Source organism: Paraburkholderia ferrariae NBRC 106233 (genome assembly GCF_000685035.1).
GTDB lineage: Bacteria > Pseudomonadota > Gammaproteobacteria > Burkholderiales > Burkholderiaceae > Paraburkholderia > Paraburkholderia ferrariae.
This window is the reverse complement of sequence record NZ_BAYB01000023.1, coordinates 73,065-98,414: the sequence shown is the minus strand read 5'-3', so window position 1 is coordinate 98,414 and position 25,350 is coordinate 73,065. Positions and strand designations below refer to the sequence as shown.

Below are 25,350 nucleotides of genomic sequence, written 5' to 3'. Positions count from 1 at the left end.
CGGCCAACGCGCAGGCATGCGGCCGCGGCCCCCGGAAGCTAGAAGCCGAGGCTTGCGAGCAGGTCGTCCACCTGCCCCTGGTCCTGCATCACGTCGGCCTTGCCTTCGGGGTTGATCTGCGGGCCGTTCAGGAGCCCTTCGGGGCTGCCCGTCGCCGACACCGCAGCCGGGCCGGCGAGCTGCGCCGCCGTGGCCGCGAACTGCTCGCGCCGCTCCGGCGCGATATTCTCCACCAGCACGCCCAGCAGTTGCTGCTCGATCAGGTACACCACGTCCATGATCTTCTTGATCACCTGGCCGGTGAGATCCTGGAAGTCCTGCGCCAGCATGATGCCGAGCAGTTGCTCGCTCGTCGCCGTGGTGGCTTCGGGCACGCCGCCCAGAAAGGCGCGCGTGTCGTCCATCAGCGCGCGCACTTCCTCGCGGCCGATGGGCGCGTCGTACCACGTCGCCCAGCGCTCCGAAAGGGCCTTCGCGTCGCGTTCGAGCTGCTCCTGCATTGGCTTGGCGATCTCGATGGCCGACAGCACGCGCTCCGCGGCCTGCTCGGTCATGTTCGCGACGTAGCGCAGGCGGTCGCGCGCGTCCGGCACGGCTTCCGCCGCGCGCTCGACGTGCTTGTCGAGGCCGAGCTCGCGCATCGAATCGCGCAGCGTGCGCGTCACATGACCAATGCGCGCAAGGATGCGGTCGCTCCCGATCTCGTGCAGGTCGGCGTGCGGGCCGCCGGCCTCGGCGCTGATGGGCTCGTTCACGTCAGCTCCCGGCCTTGGCCATCTTTTCGAGAATCTTGTTCAGCTTCTCGTCGAGCGTCGCGGCCGTGAAGGGCTTCACCACGTAGCCGCTCGCGCCGGCCTGGGCCGCCGCGATGATGTTCTCCTTCTTCGATTCCGCCGTCACCATCAGCACCGGCAGGTGCGTGAGCGAGGCGTCGGCGCGGATCTCCTTGAGCATGGCGAGACCGTCCAGGTTCGGCATGTTCCAGTCGGAGATCACGAAGTCGTAGCTGCCGCTGCGCAGGCGGGCGAGGCCCGCGGCGCCGTCTTCGGCTTCGTCCACGTTCGAATAGCCCAGTTCCTTGAGCAGGTTGCGGACGATCCGGCGCATCGTCGGAAAGTCGTCCACCACCAGAATCTTCATTCCCTTATCCATCTCGTTTCATTCCTCCAGGCTTAACCCCGGGCAATTATCCAGACAAGCGCGACACCGATCCAGATAAATTAATCGCGATCGATCGCGCCGTCGTCCAACGCCGACGCCATCGCTCAATCTTGCTTCGCAGGCGCTTTTTGCTGCGCCATGCGGGTGTTGCACAGGCCGGGTTTGACGCACCCGTTACACGCGCTGCACGCGCTCGCCCATCATGGCGAGACGCGCCATCACGCGGCGGCTCATGTCGGCGAGCGGCGAGATGTCGTCTGCCGCGCCGAGTGCGATTGCCTCGCGCGGCATGCCGAACACGATGCAGCTCGCCTCGTCCTGCGCGAGCGTGTAAGCGCCCGCGTTGCGCATCTCGAGCAGGCCCGCGGCGCCATCGCGCCCCATGCCCGTGAGAATCACGCCGATGGCGTTCTTGCCCGCGTGCGCGGCCGCCGAACGGAACAGCACGTCCACCGAAGGGCGGTGCCGGTTCACCGGCGGCTCGTCGGAGAGATGCGCGATGTAGTTCGCGCCGCTGCGCGCGAGCAGCAGGTGCGCGTGGCCCGGCGCGATGTAGGCGTGACCCGGCAGCACGCGCTCGCCGTGCTCCGCTTCCTTCACGGTGATGCGGCACAGGCCGTTCAGGCGCTGCGCGAACGACTTCGTGAAGCCCGGCGGCATGTGCTGCGCGATCAGCACCGCGGGCGCGTCGGGCGGCAGCGGCGTGAGCACTTCGCGGATCGCTTCGGTGCCGCCCGTCGAGGCGCCCACGATGATGAGCTTTTCCGTCGAGAGGAGCGGATTGTTGAGCATCGGCGCCGGGCTCGCGCTCGCCGGCGCGGCGTGCGCGCTCGCGGCGGCGCCCGCTGCACCGCCCACGGCACCGGCGGCAGCCGGCGCATGGGCTGCGGCAGGCCGCACGCGCACGCGCGCACGGGCCGCGGCGCGCACCTTGTCGGCGAGCTTTTCGGCGTAGTCGAGCATGCCGTCGCGAATGCCGACCTTGGGCTTCGTCACGAAGTCCACGGCGCCCAGTTCGAGCGCGCGCAGCGTGATTTCGTTGCCGCGCTCGGTCAGCGACGACACCATCACGACCGGCATCGGCCGCAGGCGCATGAGCTTTTCGAGGAAATCGAGCCCGTCCATGCGCGGCATTTCCACGTCGAGCGTGAGCACGTCGGGGTTGTGCTGCTTGATGAGCTCGCGCGCCACGAGCGGATCGGGCGCGGTTGCGACTACGGTCATGTCCGGCTGGCTGTTGATGATTTCCGTCATCAGGCTGCGGATCAGCGCCGAATCGTCGACGCAGAGTACTTTGATTTTTTGCACAGCGTTCACGCCTCCTCTACTGTCCTGGCGTTGTCTTGATTTGTTGTGGGCCGCGGCGCTGCGCCGGCCGCACCGAAGAGCTCGATGCGGCCGCGCGCAGGCGACGGCTGGGATGAAGCGGCCTGCTGCCCCGTCGCGGCCCCCCGCGACGAAGCGAGGCCAAACAGCTCGACCCGGGCGCGCGCCTTCGCGAGACGTTCTGCGCGCGCTTCGGGGGTTTGCCGCGCGAGCGCCTGCTCGCGCTCGGTCACGCTCGGGTCCTGGGTGAGGCGCAGCTTCTTCACCATCACCTGGCCCGTGCGCGGCAGGAAAGCAACCTTGCGCGGGTGCGAGCCCTGCAGGTCTTCGGCGACGATGCGGATGTTCTCCATCGCCAGATAGCGGCGCACGAACGCCGAATTGCGGTCGCCGATATTCATGGTCGTCATGCCCGCGAGCACGGCCGCGCCGCCGAACACCTTGGCTTCGAAGCGCTCGCGGCGCCCGCCCGCCTTGATGAGCTCGTTGATGAGCACTTCCATCGCGTAGGCGCCGTAGCGCATCGCGTCGGAGGCGGCCTGGGCGACATCGGCGCCGTCGTCGGGCAGCATGAAGTGATTCATGCCGCCGATGCCCGCCGTGCGGTCCTGGATGCACGCGGCCACGCACGAGCCGAGCACCGTCACGAGCACCATGTCTTCGTGGGTCGTGTAGAACTCGTTGGGCAGGAGCTTCACGCCCGGGCGCTGAAAGTGCGCGTCGAAATAGCGGTTCGTGGCGATCGGGAGGCTGGTGCTCATGCTGTCACTCCGATCTTCTCGGCGCGCTGCGTGCCGGAGGCGGCCGATGCCGCCGATGCCGGCGCCGCGGACCCGCCTTCGTCGCGGCGGCCGCCGCGCGCGAGTTCGTACACCGTCTGGCCGCGCAGACGGAACGCCTGCGTGACGTACGTGAAGTTCTCCGAATGACCGGCGAAGAGCAGGCCGTCCGGCTTCATGAGCGGCTCGAAGCGGGTCAGCACCTGGCCCTGCGTCGGCTTGTCGAAGTAGATCATCACGTTGCGGCAGAAGATCGCGTCGAAGGTCTGCCGCAGGCCGTAGTCCGCATCGGTGAGATTGAGCTGCTCGAAGCGGATCATCGCGCGCAGTTCCGGGCGCACCTTCACGAGGCCCGCATGCGCGCCCGTGCCCTTCAGGAAGAAACGCTTGAGCCGCTCCTGCGAGAGATGCTTCACCTGGTCCCAGGCGTAGACGCCCGAGTCGGCCTTGGCGAGCACCTGGGTGTCGAGGTCGGTGGCGAGCACCCTGGCCTCGCGCGCCGCGCGCTCGCCGAGCGCTTCGATCAGCGTCATCGCGATCGAGTACGGCTCCTCGCCCGTCGAAGCCGCCGAGCACCAGACCGAAACCGGCTGCGGACGGCGCTTCACGAACTCCGCGAGAATCGGAAAGTGATGCGCCTCGCGAAAGAACGCCGTGAGGTTCGTGGTGAGCGCGTTCGTGAACGCCTCCCACTCTTCGACGTCCTGGCGCGATTCGAGCTGATCCAGATACTCGCGAAAGCTCTCCAGACCGAGCGCACGCAGGCGCCGCGCAAGACGGCTGTACGCCATGTCGCGCTTGTGGTCCGAGAGCGAAATGCCCGCGCGGCGGTGAATCAGCGCGCGAATGCGCTCGAAGTCCGCCGTCGTGAATTCGAAGTCGCGGTTGCTCTCGCCGCCCGCGCCCGGCATGCCGGCGGAGGCGCTCCTGGTGGGGGCGGCGCTCTCGCCGCGTCCCTCACGGGAAAAACGCAAACCCTTCATCGTCTTGCGCCTCCCCGTTGTCCGGCCGCACGCGTGCCGGTTCGCAATGCGTGCAGCGCGTCGTGCGCGGCGGCGGTCTCGCGGACGGCCGCGCGGAACGACTCATCCCGTTCTTGTGCGCTCGTGTGCATTGCGGTTGCTCTTCAGGTCGTCAAATCGTCTTGGCTAGAACGTTTCCCAGTCGGCGTCGTCGGACGCTGCCGACTTCACCACCGGTTCCACACGCTGCGGCAGCACCTTCGGCGCCGGCTTGTGCGCGGGCGCGGCAGTGGCCGCCGGGGCGGTTTCGGCCGCCGGCTTTGCCGGTGCGGCATGGGCAGCCGATGCCGCTGGCGCGCGCTTGACTGCAGCCGCTGCCGCTGCCGGCGCGGCGCTGGCCGATGCCGCCGAAGGCAGCGCAACCGAACGCGCCGCAGGGCTGCGCACGCTTGCGCCGCCTGCACCGCCGCTTGCGCCGCCCGCACCGCTCGTTGCACCCGCAACCGAAGCATGGCCCGACGCGCCCGCACTACCCGTGCGCCAGATGCCGAGCACCGTCTGCAACTGCCGCGTCTGCTCTTCGAGCGAGGCGGCCGCGGCCGCGGCTTCTTCCACGAGCGCCGCGTTCTGCTGCGTGACCGTGTCCATCTGCGTGACGGCGCGGTTGACCTGTTCGATGCCGCCCGACTGCTCTTCCGAAGCCGCGCTGATCTCGCCCATGATGTCGGTCACGCGGCGCACGGCCTGGAGGATCTCGTCCATCGTGGAACCCGCGCGGCCCACCAGTTCCGAGCCGCTTTGCACCTTCTGCGCGGAGTTGTTGATGAGCTCCTTGATCTCCTTGGCCGCGCTCGCGCTGCGCTGCGCGAGGCTGCGCACTTCGCCCGCCACCACCGCGAAGCCGCGGCCCTGCTCGCCCGCGCGTGCCGCTTCCACGGCCGCGTTGAGCGCGAGGATGTTGGTCTGGAAGGCAATGCCCTCGATCACGCTGATGATGTCCACGATCTTCGCGGAGCTTGCCGCGATGTCCTGCATCGTATGCACCACTTCGCCCACCACCTCGCCGCCGCGCGTGGCGATGTCCGAGGCGTTCACGGCAAGCTGGCTCGCCTGGCGCGCGTTGTCGGCGTTCTGCTTCACGGTGCCCGTGAGCTGTTCCATGCTCGACGCGGTTTCCTGCAGCGAAGCGGCCTGCTGTTCGGTGCGCTGCGAGAGATCGGTGTTGCCCATCGCGATTTCGCGCGCGCCGATGTCGATCGAGCTCGCGCCCGTATTCACGGCGCTCACGAGCTTGATGAGGCTTTCCTGCATGCGCTTGATGCCCGCGAAGAGGCGCCCGATTTCGTTGCGGCTGTACACCTCGATCGGCTGCGAGAGGTCGCCCTGGGCGATGCGCTCGAAGCAGTCCACGGCGTCGTTCAGCGGCTGCACGATGAGCCCGCGCAGCGCGAAACGGATCAGCACCACCATCAGCAGCGCGATCACGACCGTGCCGGCGATCAGCGTGCGCATCAGCGCGATCTGCGAGCGCGCGTCTGCCTCGCGCGCCTGGGCGCCGTCCAGCAGGGCCTGCTCGAGCGGGGCCGCGACGTTGTCGTAGTCCACGAACATCGGGCTGATCTTCGTGTCGGCAATCGCGTGATACGCGTTCAGATCGTTCGCGCGCAGCGCCGCCAGCTCGGGCTGCACGCCGTCTTGCAGCAGCGCCGCGCGCTTTTGCCCCAGCGCGTCGAGCGCGGCGGCGTCGAGGCCGTTCTTCTGCGCGGCCTGGAAAGCCTTCCAGGCGTCGTTGCCCTTGGTGAGCAGTTCCTCGGCGCGATCGAGCGCCTTCTTCGCATCGTCGGTCTGGTTCGCGGCGGCGAGCGCGCTCACGCGTTCGAGCGCGACCCGCGAGCGCAGCAGATACGACGAGGCGTCGTTGAGCGAGCGCATGGCGACGAGGTCGCCGCGCGCAATCGCGCCGAGCGAGTCGCTCGCATTGCCGAGCGCGACCAGCCCGAGCGCGCCGACCACGAGGGTCAGCGCAACCAGAATGACCCCGACGCCCGTGAGCGTCGTGCGGATCGACCACCTGTGCAGCATCTCGATTGCTCCTGTCCTGTAGCGGGGCGTTCGGCGAGTGTCGTGTCGAGTCTTGCGGCGAGCTTCGCGTCAGCCGGTTCGGCGGCGTGCGCCGCCAGCAAGGCGGTTTGCCGCTCTTGACGGCGGCTTCCGCTCTCCCGCGCGGGTCCCCGCAAGGGGACCACCCCCGATTAACCGTTCGCGATGTTTCAGCCGAGTACCTCGGTCAATGCCATTTCCCGGCTCGTCATCAACTTTTCGATGTCCATCAGAATCAGCATGCGGCCGTCCACCGTGCCGAGGCCCGTGAGGTACTCGGTGGTGAGCGTGGCGCCGAACTCCGGCGCCGGCATGATCTGGTCCATCTGCAGCGTGAGCACGTCCGACACGCCGTCCACAACCATGCCCACCACGCGATGCGCGACGTTCAGGATGATCACGACGGTCTGATGGTCGTACTCGACGCGACCCAGATGGAACTTGATGCGCATGTCCACGATCGGCACGATGATGCCGCGCAGGTTGATGACGCCCTTGATGAACTCGGGCGCATTCGCAATGCGCGTCACGCTCTCGTAGCCGCGGATTTCCTGCACCTTGAGGATGTCGATGCCGTACTCTTCCGCGCCGAGCGTGAAGACGAGGAATTCCGCACCGCCCGCGTCGGCTTGCTGCGCGTCGCGGCGGTGCGCGCCGGCGCCATGAATGGATTGGACTTCTGCCACGTTAGCCCCTGAACTGTTGGGAGATGGTTGGGATAAAGCGCTGCTTGAGCTTCATGCGGTCATGCGAATTCTGCGAACGAGCCGGCGTTCTGGCTCGCGCCCGCGCCGTGGCCGGAACTGACACCATGGCTCGCGCGCGTTTCGCGGTTGAGCGCGGCCACGTCGACGATCAGCGCGACGCTGCCGTCGCCGAGGATGGTCGCCGCCGAAATGCCGTGCACCTTGCGGTAGTTCGTTTCGAGGTTCTTCACCACCACCTGCTGCTGGCCGACCAGTTCGTCGATCAGCATGGCGAAGCGCCGCCCCTCGGTTTCCATGATGGTCACGATGCCCTGGGTGGGCTCCGTGCGCGCGCCTTCCACGTTGAACACCTGGTGGAGCGCGACGAGCGGCAGGTATTCGCCGCGCACGCGCACCACGCGGTCGCCGTTCGTCACGGTGTAGATGTCTTCGTGGCGCGGCTGCAGCGACTCCATCACGAAGTTCAGCGGCAGGATGAAGATCTCGTTGCCCACCTTCACCGACATGCCGTCGAGAATCGCCAGCGTGAGCGGCAGCACGATGCGCGTGGTGGTGCCCTTGCCCGCGTGCGAGGTGATCTCCACGTGGCCGCCCATCGACTGGATGTTGCGCTTGACCACGTCCATGCCCACGCCGCGGCCCGAGACGTCCGTGACCTGCTCGGCGGTGGAGAAGCCCGGCATGAAGATGAGGTTCCAGACCTCTTCGTCGGCCATGGTTTCGCTGACCTGCATGCCCTGCTTCATGGCCTTCGCGAGAATCTTGTCGCGGCGCAGGCCCGCGCCGTCGTCGCTCACCTCGATCACGATGTTGCCGCCGTGGTGCGCGGCTGAGAGCACGAGCTGGCCCGTGCCGTCCTTGCCCGCGGCGCGGCGCGCTTCCACGGTTTCGATGCCGTGGTCGAGCGAGTTGCGCACGAGGTGGGTGAGCGGGTCGATGATGCGCTCGATGAGGCTCTTGTCGAGTTCGGTCGCCTGACCGAACGTGACGAGCTCCACTTCCTTGCCGAGCTTGGCCGCGAGATCGCGCACGAGACGCGGGAAGCGGCTGAACACGTAATCCATCGGCATCATGCGGATGGACATCACGGCTTCCTGCAGGTCGCGCGCGTTGCGCTCGAGCTGGGCCATGCCGTTGAAGAGGCGGTCGTGCAGCGCCGGGTCGAACGTGCTGGTGGTTTCCGCCAGCATCGCCTGGGTGATGACGAGCTCGCCCACCAGGTTGATCAGTTGATCGACCTTTTCCACGCCCACGCGAATCGAACTGCCTTCGGCCGACGCGGCGGCGGCGGCCGGGCGGTGCTTGCGGTCGGCTTCGGCCGCGGGTGCGGCCGCTTGCGGGGCGGCGGCCACGGCAGCGACGGGCGCCGCCTCCTGAACGAGGGCCGGCGCGGGCGCCTGTACAGGCGCCGCAACCGGTGCCGCGGCAACCGGCGCAACGGGTGCGGCGGGTGCGGCGGGTGCCGCGGGTGCAACGGCAGGGGCGGCAGGTGCCGGAGCAGGCGCCGCCGCCTGAACCGGCGCGGGCGCCGCAGCCACGACGGCGGGCGCCGCTTCGCCCTCGCCTTGCGGCGCGGCGCCGCGGCCGATCGAGATCTGGCTTTCGTCGATCACGAAGCAGCACACGGCGATGATGTCGTCCGAGGGCACGTCGGTTTCGAGCCAGAGCGTGATGTCGTCGCCGGTCTTCACCTGACCCAGCACGCGGCCCAGGTTGCCGAGCTCTTCGAGCAGCAGCTCCTGGTCCTTCGGATCGACGCGGCGCAGCGTGATGCGCAGATGCGGGCCTTCGGCTGCCCCGCCCGCGACTTGCGCCGGCGCGGCCGCAATCGCCTGATCGACCACGTGCTCGGGCGCGCCGGCAGCCTCAGCCGCCGGGGCCGCAGCCATGGCCGAAGGCAGGTTCGCTTCGAAGGCCGCGTCGAGATCGGCTTCGCTATCCACTTCGGGCGCGCTCGCGGCAACCGGCGCGGGCGCCACCGCAGGAGCGGGGGCAGGGGCTGGAGCCGGTGCGGGCGCCGCAGCCTCCGCCGGAGCCGGCAAACCGCGGCTTTCCGCATAGAGGCGCTCGAGCTTCGCGCGCACGGCGGCCGCCGCGGCCGCGTCGGGCTCGGCGCTCGCGCGGTAGGCCGCGAGCTGGTCGGACAACACGTCCTTCGTTTCGAGGAACGTGTCGATCATGTCCTTGCGCAGCACGAGCTCGTTGTTGCGAGCCCGGTCGAGCAGCGATTCGAGGATGTGCGTCGTTTCGGTGAGCGCGGTAAAGCCGAACGTCGCCGCGCCGCCCTTGATCGAGTGCGCCGCGCGAAAGATCGCCGCGAGGTCCTCGGGATCGGGCCGGCCAACGTTCAGATTCAGCAGCAACTGCTCCATCTGCGCGAGCAGCTCGTCCGCCTCGTCGAAGAACGTCTGATAGAACTGAGTGATGTCGAGTGTCATGCCTCTTTCACCGCGATATATGCCTGTTTGGGGTGCCAGTACTGTCGTGTCGTGCGCGCCGCGAGTCTTGCGCCGTCAGGCGCGCGTCTCGCCGAGTGCGCTCGTCAGATCGACAAGCAGTTCCGGGTCCACCGGTTTTTCCAGCCAGCCTGTCGCGCCTGCATCGCGCAACGCCACCTTGAAGGTTTCGTCCGATTCCGTGGTCAACACGAGGATGGGCGTTTCGAGGTACGAAGGATTCGCGCGCAGCTTGCGGATCAGGTCGAGGCCGCTCATGCGCGGCATGTGCAGGTCCGTGAGGACGAGGTCGAAGCACTGCGCGAGCGCGTGCTCCAGCCCGTCCTCGCCGTCGTTGGCCAACGTCACTTCGTAACCCGCTCCGCCCAGCGCCGCCTGCAGGATCTCCCGCATGGACGCCGAATCGTCGATCGCCAGAATGTTCCTGATCATCCGCTCCTCGCACTTTTCCTGTTGCCGTCGCGCTTTCAGTGTGCCGCCTGCTCTGCCGGTCCCACCGCCGGCGGCGGCGGGGCTACCGCCGGTGCTACCACCATCGGCGCGGGCACGGGCGGGAGTTTCACCGGCCCGGGCACCGCCACCGGCGGCACCTTCACGGGCGCCGCGCCCGGCACGAGCTGATCGGGCGACAGCGACTTGCCCGACCCGGCGGCGTCGTCCGACAGCGTCGTGGTGGTCGAGTCGTCGTGCATCAGCGCGTCTTCCGACTTCTTGTTCAGCACCAGAATGCTGATGCGGCGATTCTCGGGGTCGAGCGGATCGGCCTTGTTCAGGTTCTGCGTGGAGGCGAGGCCGATCACGCGCATTACCTTCGACTCATCCATCCCGCCCGCAATCAGCTCGCGGCGCGAGGCGTTCGCGCGATCCGCCGAAAGCTCCCAGTTGCTGTAGCCCTTCTCGCCGCCCGCGTAGGGCACGGCGTCGGTGTGGCCCTGCACGATGATGCGGTTGGGCACGTCGTTCAGCGTCTCGCCGATGGCGCGCAGGATGTCGCGCATATACGGCTCGACCACGGCGCGCGCGGTGGCGAACATCGGGCGCTTCTGCGAATCCACGATCTCGATGCGCAGGCCCGTGAGCGTCGAATCGATGCGGATCTGCTGCTTGAACTGGCGCAGCACGGGGTTCGCCTCGATCGCGGCCATCAGCTTGATCTGCAGGTCGTGCAGGCGCACCTGCTCCTGACGCTCGAGCGAGCCCTTCAACTGCTTCATCGCCTCGTCGTCGCTCTTCGAGGCGGTGTGCTCGGCACGCGCCGTGGAGCCGTCGGTGCGGCGCTGGACACCGTCCTGGTCGGTGGAGATGTCGCGCCCGCCGCCCTTCACGATGCTCGAATCCGTCGCGCTGCGATCGCCGCCCCAGAGCGTGATCTTCAGCGGCTGGTTGAAGTACTCGGCGATGCCGTGCAACTGCGTCGTGGAAGCCGAGGACAGCAGCCACATCAGCAGGAAGAACGCCATCATCGCGGTCATGAAGTCCGCGTAGGCGAGCTTCCACGCGCCGCCGTGGTGGCCGCCCTTCGCGGGCGCCGACTTCTTGACGACGATCGGTTGGCTCTTGTCCTTGCTCATCGCGCGTTCCTTGCCGGTTTCATCGTGCAGGCCTTACTTCGCCTTCACGCGGCGCACGTGTTCTTCGAGCTCGGAGAACGACGGACGCTCGGTCGAGAACAGCACCTTGCGGCCGAACTCCACCGCGATGGCAGGGGCATAGCCGTTCAGGCTCGCGAGGATCGTCACCTTGATGCACTGGAACATCTTCGTGGACTCGGCCACGCGCTGCTCGGCAACGCTCGAAAGCGGGCCGATCAGGCCATACGAAAGCAGAATGCCGAGGAAGGTGCCCACCAGCGCCTGGGCGATCATCTCGCCGAGAACCGCCGGAGGCTTGTCGGCGGAAGCCATGGTGTGCACCACGCCCATCACCGCGGCGACGATACCGAAGGCCGGCATCGCGTCGCCGACCTTGGCGAGCGCATGCGCGGGCGCCTCGCCCTCGTGGTGGTGCGTTTCGATTTCCTCGTCCATGAGGCTTTCGATTTCGAAAGCGTTCATGTTGCCGCCCACCATGAGGCGCAGATAGTCGGTGAGGAACTCGACGATGTGGTGGTCGGCGAGGATTTTCGGGTACTGCGTGAAGATCGGGCTCTTCATCGGATCGTCGATGTCGGCCTCGAGCGTGAGCGTGCCTTCCTTGCGTGCCTTCGCGAGCAGGACGTAGAGCAGCGCGAGCAGCTCCATGTACACGTCCTTGTTGTACTTCGACCCCTTGAAGAGCGTCGGGACCACTTTCAGGGTCGACTTGATCGTCTTCATGCCGTTGCCGAGGATGAACGCGCCAACGCCCGCACCACCGATCATCAGCAGTTCCATCGGCTGCATCATGGCCCCGAGATGGCCGCCCTCGAGCGCGTAACCGCCGAAGACGGACAGAATCGTCACGAGTACTCCCACGAAAATCAGCACAGCTGGGTCCTCACTAAGAAAGTGCCGCGCACCGCCGTCGGCCCGCGTCCTTAGCTGGTTTACGGCATCGATGCGGAAAACTTTGGGATTGGGGTATGCCCCGTTAGGGCTAGCCCGCGGGAGGGATTGATCAGACAAAGCGCCCTGCTGGGGCCGCGTTGGTGCAGCGTTGGTGCCGGGTCGGCGGGCTCGCGGCCTGTCGGGAAGGCCGGCGGCGGCGCTTGCGGCCGCTGCCGTGGGCAACGCGCCGGGCGCGGCGCCCTGCCCGCTGCGCTCAGCCCTCGGCCGTGGCGGCTTCGCTGCTGCGGCGCGTGCGGCCGGCGCGCGAAGGCGGCTGGCAGAGCCCGCAGACGAAGCCGCGCTGCGGGTCGTGGGCGTGCGCCACGAAGTGGCCGCCGCAGCGGCTGCACGGCGTCATCTGCAGCAGGCCTGAGGCGAAATAGCGCACGAGCGTCCAGGCCCGGGTGAGGCTCAGCACCGGTTCGTCGCCCTGCAACTGCATATGCTCGAGATAGAGCCGGTAGCTCTTCACGATCGCGTGAACCGGCTCGCAGCGCGCCTGCCGGCTCATGAACAGGAAGGTGTTGTAGAAGAGCGAAGACTGGATGTTGGGCTGCCAGGTCATGAACCAGTCCGTGGAGAACGGCAGCATGCCCTTGGGCGGGGATTCGCCCTTGACTTCCTTGTAGAGCCGGATCAGGCGGTCGCGCGACAGCGTGGTTTCCGCTTCGAGCAATTGCAGCCGCGCGCCGAGTTCGATCAGCTCGATCGCGAGAGCAATCTCCTTGACCTCGAGTACCACGCTCTTTGTCGCCATAGCCCTCCGGCTGGGTTTTCGCTTTTCTGATCGGCTTTTCGGGTGCGCAGCTTTAATCCGCCTGATCCGGCTTCGGCGGCCGCCCCGCTCGCCGGCGCAGAAGTGCGGACAAGCGCAGCGGGCTCGCCGGGCCGGTCGCGAGGACAGGCAGTCGCGAAGGAAGGCGTGCCGCAACGGCAGGTGGTTCAGTCGAACTGGGCGACGGGCTGGCCCGCCATCAGGATGGCGGTGTGCGCTTGAGCGGACTTGCCCTTCTCGGCCAGTGCGCTGAGGATGGCGTGATCGTCGAAGCGGAAACGGCACAGCACCTGGTTCGATGCGGCGAGCCGGACGGTTTGTGCCAGCGAGAGATTGGCGATGACCTCGGCGAGTTGCTCCGAGATCCCCATGCGGAACATGCCCGTCGGTTTGTCCTCACGCAAAAGGCGTTGCGCGAGCAACAGGTACGACAGGTTCACTTCCTTGATCTCGCTGAGCATGTCACTGTGAGTCGTCGCGCTCATGGATACCCCCGAATGCGAATCGGCTGGTCAGGCCGGTTACGGAAACGTTTGCTCGATTGCGTCCAGAAAATCTGGACGAGCGGCCCGTTTATGGTCATAGCGGCATTGTGGCCAGGCCGTGCGCAACTGGAAATTGGACGGACACCGCGACGATTTGCAGGAAATCGCTTCGCAACCGTGTAGGAATTTTTCTGACAACGAGGCGGGGGGAGGGGGGGATGGGCGCAGATGTTATGTCATGCGCATAGATGACCTCGTAATGCACGGATTATAAAACGGTTTCATTACCTTGTAATACTGGCGTGCCGCTTTTCCCGGCGCCGGGCACGCCGCTTGCATACGAGCGTCGGCCCGCCGCGGCGCGCGGGCCGCAAAATGCCGGTGGGACGGTGTTTCCCGCTGTAACAAGGTTAAGCGTTTGCAAAAGAACTCGTATCGGCGAGTCACATCTTCATAATGGGACTCAGGGATAACCCCATACCCCGATATCTCGACATACCGCTCAATGCCCTTGCGCCCGCACCTGCCGTGCGGCGCTTTCCGCGGGGCGATGCTCAGGCGTCAACCGTCGCGGCCCAGGCTCCAAGGAGATCCAACTCATGCGAATCGCCCAAATTGCGCCGCTCTACGAAGCCGTTCCGCCCAAGCTCTATGGCGGCACGGAGCGCGTCGTCTCGTATCTGACCGAGGCGCTCGTCGATCTTGGCCACGACGTGACACTGTTCGCCAGCGGCGATTCGGTCACCTCGGCGAAGCTCGAAGCCGCCTGGCCACGCGCGTTGCGGCTCGATCCGACCGTTCGCGACGCACTGGCGCCCCACATCGTGCTGCTCGAACGCGTGCGCCGCGCGGCTCACGAGTTCGACGTGCTGCACTTCCACCTCGACTATCTGCCGTTCCCGCTCTTCTCGACGCTCGATACGCCATTCGTCACCACGCTGCACGGCCGGCTCGATCTGCCCGAACTACAACCGGTGTTCGACTCGTTCCCGGACGCGCCGGTAATATCGATTTCGGATTCGCAGCGCCAGCCGCTTCAGCAGGCCAACTGGCAAAACACGATCTATCACGGGCTGCCGAAGAATCTGCTCGCCCCGGAGCCCGGCCGCAAGCCCGAGTACCTCGCCTTCCTCGGCCGCATCTGCCCGGAAAAGCGCGTGGACACCGCCATCCGCATCGCCGCGCTGTCCGGCCTGCCGCTGAAGATCGCCGCCAAGGTGGACAAGGTGGACCGCGACTACTTCAAGACCGAAATCGAGCCGCTGCTCTCGCAGGCCCATGTGGAATTCGTCGGCGAGATCGACGAAACGCAGAAGCCCGCGTTCCTTTCGGGTGCGAAAGCGCTGCTGTTCCCGATCGACTGGTCGGAGCCGTTCGGCCTCGTGATGATCGAAGCCATGGCCTGCGGCACGCCGGTGATCGCGTTCAATCGCGGTTCGGTGCCGGAAGTGATCGATCCGGGCGTAACGGGTTTTATCGTGGAGGATGCGCAGGGTGCCGTGGCGGCACTGCAAAATATCGATTCGCTTTCACGCGAAGCGATTCGCGCCCAGTTCGAACGCCGCTTTACCTCGCATACGATGGCGCGCAATTACGTGGAAACGTATACGGCGCTGATCGAAGCGGAACGCCGGCCGATGCTGCGCCGTGTTGCAGCGGGCTGATAACGCGGCGGTATCCGGCGCGCACTCGCATACCGGATAAAGCCGACGAATACACGCGGTGTATCGTTTGCGTATGCCGCATTAAGACAATTGACGAACATATCTTGATAAAGAGCCGCGTGGAAGCACGCGGCTCTTTATTCACGAAAACGTAAGCGGCCCGCAAGCCGCCTGCGCTAACCGATCAGATAGCGTTCGCGATTCTTGCCCGCGATCCACTTGGGCGGCTTGCCCCGCCCGCTCCATGTCGCGCCCGTTTTCGGATCCTGGTAGCGCGGAGGCAGCGGCGCCTTCTTGGGCGGACGCCCGCGCCGGGCGCCGGCTGCAAAGCCGAGGTCCTGGGCGCTCAGCCCGTACTCGGCAATTTTCTCGCGGATCGTGGCAATGACGTCCGCAATTTCGGTACGCCGCGCATCGTCGGCCTGGGCCTGAAGCTTGGCGATCTGGGCTTTGAGTTCTGAATATTGCGACATTCCTTTCCCCCCTTCTTTGTCACGAAAATCGACTAAAAAGGAGATTAGACGTAAATACGGGAATTAGCAATCGCTGGTAATACGGTTTTATCAGTCAATTTCCGATATTTAACGATTGGCCTGCCACGATGAAATCCGGCGTCCGCCCTACGCAATAATTCGATCATTCGCGCCGGAATTGACAATTCTCCACAGTCTCGAACCGGTTGACTGCCTGGAATCTGCGACTCGCTGGAAGCGGACTTTTTACCGGCCACTTCTAATCGACTTTCGAAGTATCAGAAGATGCACTGATCCAAACGACTCACCGCCGGGCTGTTCGGCACTTTCTGGCTCGTGCTGGGCGGCTGCGGCAACGCGGTGCTTGCGGCCAGCTTTGCCGGCCCGGTTCACGGGCTCGGCATCGGCTTCGTCGGCGTGGCGCTCGCGTTCGGCCTGACCGTGCTCACCATGGCGTTCGCCATCGGGCATATTTCGGGCTGCCATCTGAATCCGGCCGTGAGCGTGGGCCTCGCCGTCGCGGGGCGCATCCCGGCGCGCGACCTCTTGCCGTACATCGTGGCGCAGGTGCTCGGCGCAATTCTCGGCGCCTTCGTGGCGTTTCGCGAGCTGATATTCCACATTGATCGAACGGGCGCCGCGGCGCCCGTTCGTCTTTTCATCGCTCAAATGCGTGCGAAGACGCTGCGCGCGCCGCCCGGCACGACGCGGCAGCGCTGCTAGAATCGGGCGACTCATCGACCTCTACCGTCCAGGGTCCGCATCATGAAGCGCTCACACATCCGGCTGAGGCAGCTTGCCTCGAGCCTCACGCCCGCTCTCGCATCAGCCCTGATCGCGGCCTCGCTGGCGACGGCAAGCGCCGGCGCGCAGGCGGCCGATGCCGCCGCGCCGGCAAGCGCGAACAACGTGGAAACGCTGGTGTTCGTGCGCCACGGCGAAAAGCCCGGTGCCGGCCTCGGCCAGTTGAACTGCAAAGGCCTGAACCGCGCGCTCGCGCTGCCGGCCGTAATTGCCGCGAAATACGGCAAGCCAGACGCCGTCTACGCACCGGACCCCGGCCAGCAGAAGGAAGACGGCGGCCAGTCTTATTACTACGTGCGCCCGCTCGCGACGGTCGAGCCTGCGGCGATCCAGTTCGGCCTGCCGGTGCAAACGCCGTACGGCTATGCGCAAATCAGCAAGCTGGCCGACACGCTAGTCGATCCGAAATGGCGTAACCGCACGGTGCTGGTCGGCTGGGAACACCGCGAGATCGAACAGCTCGTGCGTCAGATCGTGAGCGCGCACGGCGGCGACCCGGGCACCGTACCGAAGTGGAAGAGCGCCGACTTCGACAGCATCTACGTACTGCGCATCGACTGGAGCGCAGACGCGCCTCGCGTGAGCTTCGCGCACGACCACGAGGGCCTCGACGGCCGTTCCACGGATTGCCCCTGCGCCGCGCTGCCCGGCGCCGCGCAATAGCCTCCGGCGTACGCCGTTAAGGCGAGTTAAGCGTCGCTGAGTGCAAAGAGCTTGCGCAGATGATGCGCGACGCCTGCCTCGAAGTTGTTGCCGATACGCGGCACAGCAGGCAGACGGGCAATGAGGTCGGGGTTCGCGTTGTTCATCATGAACGGATGGCCCGCGGTTTCGAGCAGGTCGATATCGTTCATGTTGTCGCCGAACGCCACGCAGCCCGACGCCGCCATGCCCAGTCGTTCGAGCACGACGCGCAGCGCGCGGCCTTTCGAGACACCGGCCGTCATCACTTCGAGGCAGTCGGGCAGCGAATAGGTGATGTAGAGCGCGTCGCCGAACTCTTCTTCCAGACTCCGCGAAATGTGCGCGAGATCCGCAGGATCGCCGATATAGAGCGCCTTGGCGACGCCCACGCCGTCGTGCGCGCGCAGGTCGGTCACGCGATACGTAAAGCCGGAGTCCTGATGGAATGCCAGCAGCTCGGGCGCATCGCGGTCGATGAACCATGCATCGTCCGAGAACAGGCTGACGATTACCCGGCCATGCTCGCCCGTCACATCGGGCGCGACGAGGCGCTGGATCACCGGCTCGGGCAGATTGCGGGCGTGAATCAGCGTGTCGTCGGGCGCATGGACGCGCGCCCCGTTCGACGTGATCAGATACGGGCGGATGCCGAGTACGTCGCGAATGCCCGCAACGTCGCAATAATGGCGCCCCGTGGCAATGATGAACGGCAGGCCCCGGGCATCGAGCCGGTTGAGCGTGGCGACCGTGAAGGGATCGAGCTGATGATCCGAGTTGAGCAGCGTGCCGTCGAGATCGGTTGCGATAACCTGGTACATGGGAGAAAGCGCGGGCAGCGAGGCGAGAAACGTCCAATCGTAGCATCTACGCAGGGGGCGCGACGCCAAACGCGGGCGCACAGGCAGGGGCCAGGACTCGAGCACGGCGTTGCCGCTGCGCGGCGCCCTCAAACCCTGCCAAGCCCCGTCAAGCCCCGTCAAGCCCCGTCAAGCCTCATCAAGCCTCATCAAGCCCCGGCGAGTCGCGCGGCCTCGCGCTGCGCCAGCATGAGCGCGCCGCTCGTGGAATCCGCCAGCGGCGCGCGCAACCGCTCTCGAACGGCTTGCGGCACCCATTCCCGCAACGGCTGGCCGAGCCCGCCCGACAGCGCCGCCGGCAATGCGGTCGTAGGATCGAGCGCGACGATGAACTTCGCAATGGCTTCGCCGGCTTCGGCGAGCAGTTTCGCCACGAACGGATGCTCGCGGTGAGCGAGCACCACCGGGGCAAGGCTCGCATACCCCGTCTGGTTGGCGGCGCACAGCCAGACAATGAGGCTGTCGCGATCGGTCGCGCCCGTATGGGCCAGCAGCGCCTGAGCGAAGGCATCGAACGGCGCGCGCCCATCGAGTGCTTCCTGTGCCCACACCACGGCGCGCAGGCCGAACCAGGCGCCGCTCGCTTCGTCGCCGGACGGAAAACCGAAGCCGCCGGCAATGCGGCACGCACCCGATGCGTCGAGCACCGCCGCGATGCTGCCGGTGCCCAGTGCGACCACCACGCCGGGCTCGCCGCCGTGCGCGCCGAGCAGCGTCGTGTAGGCATCGCTCTGCACCGCGAGTCCGGCCACCGGCGGCGCCTGCTCGCGAAACGCGGCAAGCCAGTCGGGGTTGTTCACGCCCGCGAGCCCGCAGCCCAGCACGCACTGCGACCAGTCGAAGGCGAGCCCCGCCTTCTCGAACGCCGCGCGGCATCCGGTTTCGATGGATTCCCACGCGCGCGCAATGCCGAGACCGAGCCCCGAAGGCCCTGCGGCGGCGCGCGCCCGTTCTGTGCCATTCGCTTCGCCGATGGCCACACGCGTGCCGGTGCCGCCGCCGTCCACGCCAACGAGCCAGGTGTATGTCTGCATGATGATGAGCGCGGCTTGCGCGCGAGGTCGCGATGAGTTGCCGCAGAGACTAACGGACCTCGCGCGTTCGCACAATCGGCCACTCGGCCAGGGTGGCGGAGCGGCACCGATCCGCTATGCTGACGGGGCCTGACCGAACCCGAGGCAAGGAGACGACACCGTGACTCACCGCTGCAACTGGGCGACCACCGAAGCGCTTGCGCATTATCACGACAACGAATGGGGCGTGCCGTCGCGCGACGACCAGCACCTCTACGAAATGCTCGTGCTGGAAGGCGCGCAGGCGGGCCTCTCGTGGTCCACGATCCTCAACAAACGCGAAGGCTACCGGCGTGCGTTCGCCGGTTTCGATGTCGCCAAGGTGGCGCGCTTTACGCCGAAGCACGTCGAAACGCTCATGCAGGACGCGTCGATCGTGCGCAACCGCGCGAAGATCGAGGCGGCCATCGTCAACGCACGCGTGGTACAGGAGATCCAGGCCGAGCACGGCTCGCTCGCAAATTTCATCTGGTCGTTCGTGAACGACACGCCCATCCAGAACGACTGGCCGTCGTATCGCGACGCGCCGGCCTCCACCGAAGTCTCGGATGCGCTCAGCAAGGCGCTCAAGAAATACGGCTGCAAGTTCGTAGGCACGACGATCTGCTACGCGTTCATGCAGGCCGTGGGCATGGTCAACGACCACGAGCGCGACTGCATGTGCCGTGCGGGCTGTGCGGCAAAGGGAAAGAAGCGGCGCGCGGCGGACAAGGCCTGAGCGCCCGGTGCGGCGGCCCGGATCGACACCGGTCGGCCGCACATCGGCCGCACATCGGCTGCATATCGGCTGCATATCGGCTGCATATCGGCCGCACCAATGCAAACGGCGGCGCAGCTTCGAAAGAAGCATGCGCCGCCGTCTGGCGGTACAGCAGTAAGCGCGAAAGAAGCTTAGTGGAGCTTCTTCGGCAGCATCTGGCTGCGCAGGCGCTTGTGGAGGCGCTTCACAGCAGCGGCCTTCTTGCGCTTGCGAACGGCCGTCGGCTTTTCGTAAGACTGGCGCTCACGCAGCTCGGCGATCAGGCCGTTCTTTTCGATTGCACGGCGGAAGCGGCGAATCGCCACTTCGAACGGCTCGTTTTCCTTCAGAAGAATCGTCGTCATGTATTTCCTAACTCAATCGCTTGATACGGTTCAAAGGCGCAAGCGTAAAACCGCTCGCGCACCGGCCCTCCGGTCGTTCGCCGCATGGGGCGTAACGAAAGGCAAGGCGGCCACGGAGGCCGGAAAAGAGAAGTAGGGGGTTCACTGCGGAACGCGACCAGGCTTACCTTGCAGCTTCACGCCTGACCGCCGGTTTGCGGCCGCCAACAGTAACGAACACGGCAACAAAACAGGCAAAGATCTCAATTCACTCTCAATGATATCAGGAAAAGATCATGCCGGCCACAGTTTCTTGATTCGGCTCAGACACTTGCGTGCCCGAGCCGCAGTGCGTCGTTCTGGCGCCATTTGATACGCCCCGCGAAATCAGGCGCTGGCGTCGTTGAGCGCCTGAATATCCGCCGGATCGAGCTTCAGGTGCACCGCCGCCACGAGGCTTTGCAACTGCTCCAGCGAAGTTGCGCTGGCAATGGGCGCCGTGATGCTCGGCCGCGCGATCAGCCACGCGAGCGCCACGGCCGCCAGCGTGGCGCCATGGCGCTGCGCAACATGGTCGAGCGCCGCAAGGATGCGCACGCCGCGGTGATCCAGGTACTTTTCCACCCGCGAGCCGCGCGCGCTCTTCGAAAGATCCTCGCGCGAGCGGTATTTGCCCGAGAGAAAGCCGCTCGCGAGGCTGTAATAGGGCACGACTGCCAGCTTCTGGGCCAGCGCCACGGGTTCGAGGTCGGCTTCGTAGTGGGCGCGGTCATACAGATTGTATTCGGGCTGAATGATCTGATACGCCGGGAGCCCGGCCTTGCGCGACACGGCCAGCGCCTCCTCCAGACGCGCGCCGCTGTAATTCGAAGCCCCGATCACGCGGACCTTGCCGGCTTCGATCAGACGCTGATAGGCGCCCAGCGTCTCTTCCAGCGGCACCTTCTGGTCGTCTTCGTGCGAGAAATAGACGTCGAGGTAGTCGGTCTGCAAACGCCGCAGCGAATCCTCCACTGCAGCGGCGATATTGGCGGGAGCGAGGCCCGGGCGGCGCGCATCCTTCGCCACCTTGGTTGCGATCACCACCTTCTCGCGCTTGCCGCTCTTCGCGAGCCATTTGCCGATGATCGTCTCCGACTCGCCGCCCTGGTTGCCCGGCACCCATGCCGAATACACGTCGGCCGTGTCGATGAAGTTCAGGCCGGCGTCCGTGAAGGCGTCGAGAATCGAAAACGAAGTGGCTTCGTCCGCGGTCCAGCCGAACACATTGCCGCCGAACATGAGCGGCGCAACCTGCAAGGCAGCGTTGCCGATGCTGCGTAGTTCCATGATGTCTCCGGTGTCGGTCCGGGCTGGCGCTTCAGCACTTTGGTACCTGGGCGCCGGCCCGGATTCCATAACGCCTGGGTTCGAAATCGAAATCACCCGCAAAGCATACGCCGCGCCCGCCGCCGCTGCAGCGCGGCGGCCGGAGGGCGGCGGGCCAGGCCCAATCGGGTCGGGATTATCGATTGGGCCCCTCAAGTTTTTTTCACCCCCGCCGTCATCCTTCACTGAGGCGGCCAGCAATGAACGAAAGAAAGCTTCCGCCGATTTCAACGTGGCCAGGTTTTTCAGACTCTTGCCTCTACGGAGAATTCCATGCTTAGCATTAACAGTAATATCCCGTCGCTCGTTGCTCAGGAAAACCTGAATGGTTCGGGCAGCGCACTCTCGCAGGCCATCACCCGCCTGTCGTCGGGCAAGCGCATCAACAGCGCAGCGGACGACGCAGCCGGTCTCGCCATTTCGACGACCCTGCAAACCGCGATCAACGGCCTCACGCAAGGCGTTTCGAACGCGAACGACGGCGTGTCGATGGTGCAGACGGCCAGCACGGGTCTGAGCCAGATCACGCAAAGCCTGCAAACCATCCGCCAGCTCGCCAACGAAGCGGCAGGTGGTTCGCTGTCGGCAAGCAACCAGTCGGCTCTGCAACAGGAAGTGGCGCAGCAGATCTCGGAAGTGAACCGTCTCGCGTCGCAAACGACGTACAACGGTATCAACCTGCTGAACGGCACGGCCGGCAACGTTTCGGTGCAAGTCGGCGCGAACGTCGGCCAGACCATCTCGATCAACCTGAGCCAGGGCGTTTCGGCAGCATCGCTGGGTAACGGCACGGTGCAGGCTGGCAACACGGTCGGCACGATCACGGGTCTCGACCTGACCTCGACCGGCGCGGCCAACTCGTCGGGCGGCACGGGCGCCATCACGCAGATCAACATCCTCGCGAACGGCACGGGCGGTTTCACGTTCACCGACCAGAACAACCAGGTTCTGTCGAGCTCGGTCACGGGCAACCTGTTCACGGTGACGGGCGGTTCGAACGGCATCTCGAGCATCGGCCTCGCGAGCGGCACGAGCAACGGCCTCAGCCTGACCAACGAACTCGCGGCAATCAACTCGAACTTCACGGGCGGCGGTTCGACGTCAGCGTCGGGCACGGTGATGGGCGTGCTCTCGGGCCTGAACCTCAACTCGGCAACGGGTTCGGCGGCATCGGCAGGTGCAGCGAACGTCATCACGTCGATCACCGTCGAATCGAACGGCTCGGGCGGCTTCTCGTACTTCGACCAGAACGGCAACCAGCTGCAAAGCGCAGCAGCAGCCGCAATCTTCTCGTCGGGCGGTACGGGCATCAGCTTCGGTTCGGCCGGCACGCCGAGCAGCACGGTCTACGGTGCAAGCAGCTCGGCCGCAACGACCACCGCCAGCGCGACCGGCGACTCGCTGCAGCAGATCAACTTCATGAACCAGCCGACTTCGGTTGCCCAGGTCAACGTCAGCACGACGGCCGGCGCAAACCTGGCGATGGAATCGATCGACAACGCACTCGCGACGATCAACAACATCCAGGCAACGCTCGGTGCAGCTCAAAACCGTCTGACGGGTATCGCAACGTCGCAGCAAGCCGAGTCGACCGACCTGTCGAGCGCACAATCGCAGATCACCGACGCGGACTTCGCGCAGGAAACCGCCAACCTCTCGAAGGCACAGGTTCTGCAACAAGCCGGTATCTCGGTGCTCGCGCAAGCGAACTCGCAGCCGCAGCAAGTTCTGAAGCTCCTGCAGTAAGGTAGTCAAACGGACTTCGGTCCCTGAACGCGGGCGCGCCGTGAACCTCTCACACGGCGCGCCCGCGCAGCCATTTTTGCCATAGGCGTTGCGCCTGTGGCGGTTTTCGAAGCTCGATCACCCGTCCGGATACAATCGCAGCCACGCTCTCACGAGCGAGTACGGAGCCCCCATGTCGACTGTCACCTCTTCGACCAGCAGCACGACCACCACGGCACAGCAAGCGGCCGCCGCCGCGCAGGCCGCAGCCCAGAGCGCGCTGCAGGAAGCCGCCCAGTCGATTATCGGCGGCTCAACCGGCGACAGCTCGATCGACGTGCAGTCGCTCGTCTCCGCACTCGTGACCTCGAAGGTTGCCGGCCAGACGGCCTCGCTGACGGCCGAATCGACCAACGACAACACGCAGATCACGGCGATCGGCCAGCTCATGGCCTCGATCTCGGGTCTGCAGGTCGCCTCCGCACCGCTCTATAACGGCTCGATGCTCACGGCCTTCACGGCGACGGCCAGCGGCACCGGCATCGCGGCCACGGCCGGCAGCGGCGCCGTGCCGGGCAGCTACACGGTCAACGTCTCGCAGATCGCGAGCGCGCAGACCCTCACCTCCACTGCGTTCTCCACGACCGCGGCGGCATCGCTCGGCACGGGTGCGCTGACCATCTCGGTGGGCAGCAGCTCGATGTCGATCAACATCAATTCGTCGAACGACAGCCTGAGCGAGATCGCTTCGGCCATCAATTCGGCCGACGACAACCCGGGCCTGAAGGCTTCGGTGATCACCGGCTCGGACGGCCAGCACCTTGTGCTCCAGGCCACCAACAGCGGCGCGTCGAACACGATCAACATTTCGGCGAGCTCGACGTCGAGTTCCGCACTCCAGAGCCTCGACGTGACGACGACCGCCGCGGTGGACGCCACGGCCAACAGCACTTCGACGATCAGCCCGTCCAGCGGCACCTGGAAACAGACCTCCGCCGCGCTCGACGCCATCATGACGGTGAACGGCGCCACGGCAACGAGTCCGAGCAATACCGTGAGCAGCGTCATCAGCGGCGTGACGATGAACCTGACCTCGGCGGCGGTGACGAACGGCGCGCAAACGGTGTCGGTGGCGGCCAACACGTCCACCGAAGTCACGGACATCAGCAATTTCGTGACGGCCTACAACTCGCTCATGAGCACGATCGGCTCGCTCACGTCCTTCGATTCGACTGCCGCGGCCGGCTCCGGCGGCGGCCCGCTGCTCGGCGATTCGCTCACGACCAGCCTGCAGGTCGCGCTCGGCAACATCGTGAGTAGCAGTGTTTCGAGCGACGGCGTGACGGGCACGCTCGCTTCCCTCGGCATCACGCTCAATGCGGACGGCACGCTCTCGCTCGATTCGTCGACGCTCAGCACGGCCGTGCAGAGCGACCCGCAGCAAGTAGCCGCGGTGTTCAACCTGACCAACGGTATCGCGCAGCAGATCAACGCAGCGACCACGCCCTATACGCAAACCGGCGGCCTGCTCGATACGCGCACGAGCGCGCTCACCGCCGACCTGCAGAGCGTGACCACGCAGACCAACGCGCTAACGGCCTATTCGAGCCAGCTGACGTCGCAATACAATGCGGAATTCACGGCGCTGAACACGCTGATGGCGACCACGAACAGCAACCAGCAGTACCTGACCGCGCTGTTCGGCGGCTCCAACAGCTCGGGCACGCTCAACAAGAGCTCGTAATCCGTCGAGGACCAGGCAATGAACGCGAACGCGCAGATGAACCAGACGCAGCTGGTCGAGCAGGTCTATACGATGACACTGGAAATCGAAGAGGCGGTCCAGCTCTCCGACTGGCGGCGCGCATCGCGCATCACCAGCGAACGTTCGCCGCTGCTGCACAGGATTGCCGTGCCGCAGGAGCCGGCTTCGCTCGAACTGATTCAGCGCATCCGGGCACTGGACATCGCTCGGCTCGACGCCGCGCGCACGGCGCAGACCGAACTGTCGCACGAGTATCACGCGGCCGTTGCCGGCATGAACGCTGCGCGCCAGTACCAGAGCATGGCGCGGTATTGAGCCCTGGCAGGCACAGTAGTCCGCAGCCTGCCCCGGCCCAGCCCGGGTTCGTCATGTCCCCGAAAGCCCGCCTTGCGCGGGCTTTTTCGTTTCAGGTCCCGGCCACGCCTGCGCCCGCAAGGCCGCGAAATGCGGGGCAATCCGGCCTTTGCTCGGCCAATCGTCCCACGCGCGCCTCACTAGACTAATCACAGGAAAATGCGCCCGTTTTGAGCGCTGCCAACGCGCGGCCTGGCTGGCCGCGCGCCGCATCCATCGCCGGC

General features: G+C 66.0%; 24 protein-coding genes and 1 pseudogene. 7 read left to right on the top strand and 18 right to left on the bottom strand.

Annotated elements, in window-relative coordinates; genetic code table 11:
* Positions 1–38: 38 nt before the first annotated feature.
* The 13 genes from cheZ to flhD form a co-directional block, all read right to left on the bottom strand.
* Positions 39–755 (bottom strand): protein phosphatase CheZ, encoded by a 717-nt coding sequence (gene cheZ / locus BFE01S_RS23425; protein WP_042338332.1) that lies wholly within the window; start codon positions 753–755, stop codon positions 39–41.
* Position 756: 1 nt separating this feature from the next.
* A complete protein-coding gene (gene cheY / locus BFE01S_RS23420; RefSeq protein ID WP_028227590.1) occupies positions 757–1,152 on the bottom strand; it encodes a chemotaxis response regulator CheY in 396 nt (131 codons plus the stop codon).
* A gap of 183 nt (positions 1,153–1,335) precedes the next feature.
* Positions 1,336–2,478, bottom strand: a complete 1,143-nt coding sequence (locus BFE01S_RS23415) for a protein-glutamate methylesterase/protein-glutamine glutaminase (protein WP_028227589.1) — start codon at positions 2,476–2,478, stop codon at positions 1,336–1,338.
* On the bottom strand, positions 2,475–3,248 hold the full coding sequence (cheD, locus tag BFE01S_RS23410; protein WP_028227588.1) for a chemoreceptor glutamine deamidase CheD: 774 nt from the start codon (positions 3,246–3,248) through the stop codon (positions 2,475–2,477). The genes BFE01S_RS23415 and cheD overlap by 4 nt, the downstream gene beginning before the upstream one ends.
* Positions 3,245–4,177: a CheR family methyltransferase gene (locus BFE01S_RS39865; protein ID WP_042338331.1), complete on the bottom strand. Its 933-nt coding sequence runs from the start codon at positions 4,175–4,177 to the stop codon at positions 3,245–3,247. The genes cheD and BFE01S_RS39865 overlap by 4 nt, the downstream gene beginning before the upstream one ends.
* A gap of 237 nt (positions 4,178–4,414) precedes the next feature.
* Positions 4,415–6,310, bottom strand: a complete 1,896-nt coding sequence (locus tag BFE01S_RS23400; protein ID WP_028227587.1) for a methyl-accepting chemotaxis protein — start codon at positions 6,308–6,310, stop codon at positions 4,415–4,417.
* Positions 6,311–6,498: 188 nt separating this feature from the next.
* On the bottom strand, positions 6,499–7,014 hold the full coding sequence (locus BFE01S_RS23395) for a chemotaxis protein CheW (protein ID WP_028227586.1): 516 nt from the start codon (positions 7,012–7,014) through the stop codon (positions 6,499–6,501).
* A gap of 59 nt (positions 7,015–7,073) precedes the next feature.
* Positions 7,074–9,473, bottom strand: coding sequence for a chemotaxis protein CheA (gene cheA, locus BFE01S_RS39860; protein ID WP_042338329.1), 2,400 nt, complete (start codon positions 9,471–9,473; stop codon positions 7,074–7,076).
* A gap of 75 nt (positions 9,474–9,548) precedes the next feature.
* On the bottom strand, positions 9,549–9,923 hold the full coding sequence (locus BFE01S_RS23385) for a response regulator (RefSeq protein WP_028227585.1): 375 nt from the start codon (positions 9,921–9,923) through the stop codon (positions 9,549–9,551).
* A gap of 35 nt (positions 9,924–9,958) precedes the next feature.
* A complete protein-coding gene (gene motB / locus BFE01S_RS39855; RefSeq protein ID WP_084170110.1) occupies positions 9,959–11,062 on the bottom strand; it encodes a flagellar motor protein MotB in 1,104 nt (367 codons plus the stop codon).
* Positions 11,063–11,095: 33 nt separating this feature from the next.
* Positions 11,096–11,956: a flagellar motor stator protein MotA gene (gene motA, locus BFE01S_RS23375; RefSeq protein ID WP_028227584.1), complete on the bottom strand. Its 861-nt coding sequence runs from the start codon at positions 11,954–11,956 to the stop codon at positions 11,096–11,098.
* Between the two features lie 274 nt (positions 11,957–12,230).
* A complete protein-coding gene (gene flhC / locus BFE01S_RS23370) occupies positions 12,231–12,773 on the bottom strand; it encodes a flagellar transcriptional regulator FlhC (RefSeq protein WP_028227583.1) in 543 nt (180 codons plus the stop codon).
* Between the two features lie 185 nt (positions 12,774–12,958).
* Positions 12,959–13,276, bottom strand: coding sequence for a flagellar transcriptional regulator FlhD (flhD, locus tag BFE01S_RS23365; protein WP_028227582.1), 318 nt, complete (start codon positions 13,274–13,276; stop codon positions 12,959–12,961).
* A gap of 599 nt (positions 13,277–13,875) precedes the next feature.
* On the opposite strand from flhD, the gene BFE01S_RS23360 reads away from it, so the two are divergent.
* Entirely contained in the window at positions 13,876–14,940 is a 1,065-nt protein-coding gene (locus BFE01S_RS23360) for a glycosyltransferase family 4 protein (protein WP_028227581.1), read from the top strand.
* Between the two features lie 176 nt (positions 14,941–15,116).
* Here BFE01S_RS23360 and BFE01S_RS23355 read toward each other — a convergent pair whose 3' ends face one another.
* Positions 15,117–15,413: an H-NS histone family protein gene (locus BFE01S_RS23355; RefSeq protein WP_028227580.1), complete on the bottom strand. Its 297-nt coding sequence runs from the start codon at positions 15,411–15,413 to the stop codon at positions 15,117–15,119.
* 294 nt (positions 15,414–15,707) lie between these two features.
* Here BFE01S_RS23355 and BFE01S_RS39850 point away from each other — a divergent pair.
* Positions 15,708–16,016, top strand: a pseudogene (locus tag BFE01S_RS39850) (aquaporin); the annotation flags it as partial.
* A gap of 162 nt (positions 16,017–16,178) precedes the next feature.
* A complete protein-coding gene (locus tag BFE01S_RS39845) occupies positions 16,179–16,880 on the top strand; it encodes a histidine phosphatase family protein (protein ID WP_245621176.1) in 702 nt (233 codons plus the stop codon).
* 26 nt (positions 16,881–16,906) lie between these two features.
* Here BFE01S_RS39845 and BFE01S_RS23340 read toward each other — a convergent pair whose 3' ends face one another.
* Both BFE01S_RS23340 and BFE01S_RS23335 read right to left on the bottom strand, forming a co-directional pair.
* Entirely contained in the window at positions 16,907–17,719 is an 813-nt protein-coding gene (locus BFE01S_RS23340; RefSeq protein WP_028227579.1) for a Cof-type HAD-IIB family hydrolase, read from the bottom strand.
* Between the two features lie 188 nt (positions 17,720–17,907).
* Entirely contained in the window at positions 17,908–18,792 is an 885-nt protein-coding gene (locus tag BFE01S_RS23335; protein ID WP_028227578.1) for a BadF/BadG/BcrA/BcrD ATPase family protein, read from the bottom strand.
* Positions 18,793–18,952: 160 nt separating this feature from the next.
* On the opposite strand from BFE01S_RS23335, the gene BFE01S_RS23330 reads away from it, so the two are divergent.
* Entirely contained in the window at positions 18,953–19,549 is a 597-nt protein-coding gene (locus BFE01S_RS23330; protein ID WP_028227577.1) for a DNA-3-methyladenine glycosylase I, read from the top strand.
* A gap of 173 nt (positions 19,550–19,722) precedes the next feature.
* Here the strand turns inward: BFE01S_RS23330 and rpsU are convergent, their stop codons facing one another.
* Together rpsU and BFE01S_RS23320 are read right to left on the bottom strand one after the other, a co-directional pair.
* The gene (gene rpsU / locus BFE01S_RS23325) at positions 19,723–19,935 is read right to left on the bottom strand and encodes a 30S ribosomal protein S21 (protein WP_006401410.1); all 213 of its coding nucleotides are present in this window, start codon (positions 19,933–19,935) and stop codon (positions 19,723–19,725) included.
* A 366-nt stretch (positions 19,936–20,301) separates the two neighbouring features.
* A complete protein-coding gene (locus BFE01S_RS23320) occupies positions 20,302–21,243 on the bottom strand; it encodes an aldo/keto reductase (protein ID WP_028227576.1) in 942 nt (313 codons plus the stop codon).
* 312 nt (positions 21,244–21,555) lie between these two features.
* On the opposite strand from BFE01S_RS23320, the gene BFE01S_RS23315 reads away from it, so the two are divergent.
* The 3 genes from BFE01S_RS23315 (at position 21,556) to BFE01S_RS23305 (ending at position 25,087) form a co-directional block, all read left to right on the top strand.
* Complete coding sequence (locus BFE01S_RS23315) at positions 21,556–23,028, top strand: flagellin N-terminal helical domain-containing protein (protein ID WP_028227575.1); 1,473 nt, start codon at positions 21,556–21,558, stop codon at positions 23,026–23,028.
* Positions 23,029–23,200: 172 nt separating this feature from the next.
* Positions 23,201–24,751, top strand: a complete 1,551-nt coding sequence (gene fliD / locus BFE01S_RS23310) for a flagellar filament capping protein FliD (RefSeq protein ID WP_028227574.1) — start codon at positions 23,201–23,203, stop codon at positions 24,749–24,751.
* Positions 24,752–24,769: 18 nt separating this feature from the next.
* Positions 24,770–25,087: a flagellar protein FliT gene (locus BFE01S_RS23305; RefSeq protein WP_042338327.1), complete on the top strand. Its 318-nt coding sequence runs from the start codon at positions 24,770–24,772 to the stop codon at positions 25,085–25,087.
* Positions 25,088–25,350: the final 263 nt, after the last annotated feature.

What these genes read in the sequence shown, in the direction of transcription:
- BFE01S_RS23315 (WP_028227575.1), top strand. Translation starts at nt 21,556, where the DNA reads ATGCTTAGCATTAACAGTAATATCCCGTCGCTCGTTGCTCAGGAAAAC.
- motB (WP_084170110.1), bottom strand. Translation starts at nt 11,062, where the DNA reads ATGAGCAAGGACAAGAGCCAACCGATCGTCGTCAAGAAGTCGGCGCCC.
- fliD (WP_028227574.1), top strand. Translation starts at nt 23,201, where the DNA reads ATGTCGACTGTCACCTCTTCGACCAGCAGCACGACCACCACGGCACAG.
- BFE01S_RS23320 (WP_028227576.1), bottom strand. Translation starts at nt 21,243, where the DNA reads ATGGAACTACGCAGCATCGGCAACGCTGCCTTGCAGGTTGCGCCGCTC.
- BFE01S_RS23400 (WP_028227587.1), bottom strand. Translation starts at nt 6,310, where the DNA reads ATGCTGCACAGGTGGTCGATCCGCACGACGCTCACGGGCGTCGGGGTC.
- BFE01S_RS39865 (WP_042338331.1), bottom strand. Translation starts at nt 4,177, where the DNA reads ATGCCGGGCGCGGGCGGCGAGAGCAACCGCGACTTCGAATTCACGACG.
- BFE01S_RS23385 (WP_028227585.1), bottom strand. Translation starts at nt 9,923, where the DNA reads ATGATCAGGAACATTCTGGCGATCGACGATTCGGCGTCCATGCGGGAG.
- cheY (WP_028227590.1), bottom strand. Translation starts at nt 1,152, where the DNA reads ATGGATAAGGGAATGAAGATTCTGGTGGTGGACGACTTTCCGACGATG.
- rpsU (WP_006401410.1), bottom strand. Translation starts at nt 19,935, where the DNA reads ATGACGACGATTCTTCTGAAGGAAAACGAGCCGTTCGAAGTGGCGATT.
- cheA (WP_042338329.1), bottom strand. Translation starts at nt 9,473, where the DNA reads ATGACACTCGACATCACTCAGTTCTATCAGACGTTCTTCGACGAGGCG.
- BFE01S_RS23305 (WP_042338327.1), top strand. Translation starts at nt 24,770, where the DNA reads ATGAACGCGAACGCGCAGATGAACCAGACGCAGCTGGTCGAGCAGGTC.
- BFE01S_RS23355 (WP_028227580.1), bottom strand. Translation starts at nt 15,413, where the DNA reads ATGTCGCAATATTCAGAACTCAAAGCCCAGATCGCCAAGCTTCAGGCC.
- flhD (WP_028227582.1), bottom strand. Translation starts at nt 13,276, where the DNA reads ATGAGCGCGACGACTCACAGTGACATGCTCAGCGAGATCAAGGAAGTG.
- BFE01S_RS39845 (WP_245621176.1), top strand. Translation starts at nt 16,179, where the DNA reads ATGAAGCGCTCACACATCCGGCTGAGGCAGCTTGCCTCGAGCCTCACG.
- BFE01S_RS23340 (WP_028227579.1), bottom strand. Translation starts at nt 17,719, where the DNA reads ATGTACCAGGTTATCGCAACCGATCTCGACGGCACGCTGCTCAACTCG.
- flhC (WP_028227583.1), bottom strand. Translation starts at nt 12,773, where the DNA reads ATGGCGACAAAGAGCGTGGTACTCGAGGTCAAGGAGATTGCTCTCGCG.
- cheD (WP_028227588.1), bottom strand. Translation starts at nt 3,248, where the DNA reads ATGAGCACCAGCCTCCCGATCGCCACGAACCGCTATTTCGACGCGCAC.
- BFE01S_RS23335 (WP_028227578.1), bottom strand. Translation starts at nt 18,792, where the DNA reads ATGCAGACATACACCTGGCTCGTTGGCGTGGACGGCGGCGGCACCGGC.
- BFE01S_RS23360 (WP_028227581.1), top strand. Translation starts at nt 13,876, where the DNA reads ATGCGAATCGCCCAAATTGCGCCGCTCTACGAAGCCGTTCCGCCCAAG.